3 protein-coding genes are annotated in these 2,649 nt (G+C 33.0%); 2 read left to right on the top strand and 1 reads right to left on the bottom strand.

Going from position 1 to position 2,649, the window contains the following annotated elements; all coding sequences use genetic code 11:
* A partial coding sequence (locus ACH2BV_RS00660; protein ID WP_395048521.1) for a cytochrome c biogenesis protein occupies positions 1–576 on the top strand: 576 nt, incomplete at its 5' end.
* A 101-nt stretch (positions 577–677) separates the two neighbouring features.
* Here the strand turns inward: ACH2BV_RS00660 and ACH2BV_RS00655 are convergent.
* Positions 678–1,550 (bottom strand): response regulator transcription factor, encoded by an 873-nt coding sequence (locus tag ACH2BV_RS00655; RefSeq protein WP_395048520.1) that lies wholly within the window; start codon positions 1,548–1,550, stop codon positions 678–680.
* Positions 1,551–1,790: 240 nt separating this feature from the next.
* Between ACH2BV_RS00655 and ACH2BV_RS00650 the strand changes: the two genes are divergently transcribed.
* The gene (locus ACH2BV_RS00650) at positions 1,791–2,411 is read left to right on the top strand and encodes an RNA polymerase sigma factor (RefSeq protein ID WP_395048518.1); all 621 of its coding nucleotides are present in this window, start codon (positions 1,791–1,793) and stop codon (positions 2,409–2,411) included.
* The last annotated feature ends 238 nt before the right edge of the window (positions 2,412–2,649 follow it).

Here is a 2,649-nt window from a genome sequence, read left to right as displayed (position 1 = left end):
GAAATTGGCAATTTGCAACCAGTATTGAATTCGTATTGGTTGATGATTCACGTGGCGATTATCGTGGCGAGTTACGGACCATTTGCCTTGGGAATGATTTTGGGAACGGTTTCTTTGTTGCTGATTCTTTTTACCACTGAAAAGAACAAAGAAAAAATGAAATTAAACATCAAAGAAATAACATACATCAACGAAATGGCGTTAACTATTGGCTTGATTATGCTGACCATCGGGAATTTCCTTGGCGGACAATGGGCTAACGAAAGTTGGGGTCGTTACTGGGGTTGGGATCCCAAAGAAACTTGGGCATTGATTAGTATTATGGTTTATGCTTTTGTGATTCACTCTCGTTTTGTTCCTGCATTAAGAGGAAAATGGATATTTAACCTGATGAGTGTTTTTGCTTTCGTGTCGATTTTGTTTACTTATTTTGGAGTAAATTTTCACTTGGTAGGATTGCATTCTTATGCAAGTGGTGAAGCAAAATCATTAGCTTGGATATGGGAATTATTAGGATCAATAGCATTGTTTGGAGCAATTACGTATCCAAAATACAGAAAATATTACAAGAAATAAAATCTAATTTTTTATTTTTAGAAAGGTTAAACTTTGCGGTTGAACCTTTTTTTATTCATTTAAATGGGAAATATGATTTGATGCTATTTTAAGGTGTTTTTTTAAATCATTCCCGCAATTTTAGCCATTTGTACTAATGCAGTTGTATCTCGAACCCCCAATTTATCAATCATGTTGCTGCGGTGATTACCAACTGTATTGACACTAATAAATAATTTTTCGGCTATCTCTTTTGTGTCCAAATCATCAGCTATTAGTTTTAAAATTTCTTTTTCCCTTACAGACAATAAATCTTTATTGGAATAGAGTTTATCCTGAGAATGAAAAGTGTGAACATATTCGCTGTTTTGACCGTGAGAGATCCGTATCCAATAATACCTAAAATTCTTTTTAAGAAGGTGATTGATATTTTGAACATAATTGAAAGTGTATTTGAATTTCCTATTTTCATCGTAATGAATGGGAGAACCTTTAGAAAAAAGACAAACAGGTTTACCGTCCAGAAGCAAATATCTAATGCCACAGTGAAATATTTGTATATTCATTCTTTGGGCAAAAGGAATTTCTTCTAACACTCCAGTGAACCACTTTACTGATTCTGTAAAAAAAAGCAGGTACTCTTTTTCAAGCAAGCTCATAATCTGAATCATTCGTTCAGATTGGGGGACTTCTGGAAGATCGCCCCAAAATTCATTTTTCCCTACTTCTAGGATAGGTGTGTAATTGAGATGGTCAAATATCCCAATAACTGCATCTGTACCTCTTATTCCGTTTAGCAACAAGTTTGCTTCTTCTCTAAATCGCTCTAGGTCTCCAATTGTATCGTCTATAAAAAAAGAGGAAGACATTGTCACAACTTTTTTGTACAGAAAATCTGCACTCTGCATCTTTCTCAAACTATCTTCCTGCATATCTAATTTTTGTATGTGTTTTTCCTTTTTTTCCAATGTTAACCCTTCGTAAATATAGTCCAATAATTAGACTTCATATTCATAAACAGTTTTTGTCTATCGAAGACTAAATGACCTTTTCAAAGAACTTTAGAATTCGTAATGGCAATAGTGTTTTTTATAAAATGCTAATATAGTGGATTTTAGTTTTTGTTTTCTAATAAAAAATTAAAAAATGATGATTATCACTATTTCCAGAGCTAATTGCTAAATCTAGTTTTACACTATAAACAAAACAACCAAAAACAAGCAAAAACTGGCATTATGATAGCAACAACTACTTATTCAAAACGGCAAGTCATACCAGCATTTGCAATCAACAAAACTAGACTGGTCGACCCCAAAAACGATAGTGCATTACTTGTAAAGCTGGTTCAATCCAAAAGCGAAAGAGGCTTTCACACTTTATACAATAAGTATTGTGGAGCTCTTTATGGTATAATTATTAAACTTGTAAAACGAACTGATGTGGCCGATGATTTATTACAAGATACTTTTGTTAAAATATGGAAGCATATTGATAGTTTTGACAGCTCAAAAGGAACATTATATACTTGGATGTTGAACATAGCCAGAAACCAAGCTGTTGATTATCTTCGTTCGGCTACTCATCAAAAACAATTGCTTCAAGTAGAAATTGATTTGTTTTCTCATTGTACCGATAGTATAGGAAATATAACTTCAAACAGTTGTGCTATTGAATTTAGGGACTTTAAAAACAAGGCATTGCAACTTAATCCAAAATACACTGAGGTGATTGATTTGATTTACTTTTATGGTTGGACACAAGAGCAAACTGCCGAAATTCTCAAGTTGCCTCTTGGAACAATTAAAACCCGAGCAAGAAAAGGACTTAGTTTGTTAAAAATGCTTTATCAACAATAGTAAAACTATTCTTTTAACCGCTACTTGTAAAGTTGCGCAACTATAAAAAAAACACAATAAAAAAATGAATATAGGTGACTATATCACTAGTGGGATATTACAGGATTATTGCCTTGGACTGCTTACAATTGAAGAAGAAAGAAAAGTAGAAACAATGTGCCACGATTATCCAGATGTTGCAAAAGAACTTCAAGTATTGCAACAAACTCTGCATAAATATGTAGCTAACGATACTATT

The organism is Flavobacterium sp., from assembly GCF_043780635.1.
Lineage (GTDB): Bacteria > Bacteroidota > Bacteroidia > Flavobacteriales > Flavobacteriaceae > Flavobacterium.
Note: the sequence above shows the minus strand (reverse complement) of the source record. Positions and strands in the feature narration are given on the sequence as shown.

What these genes read in the sequence shown, in the direction of transcription:
- ACH2BV_RS00650 (WP_395048518.1), top strand. Translation starts at nt 1,791, where the DNA reads ATGATAGCAACAACTACTTATTCAAAACGGCAAGTCATACCAGCATTT.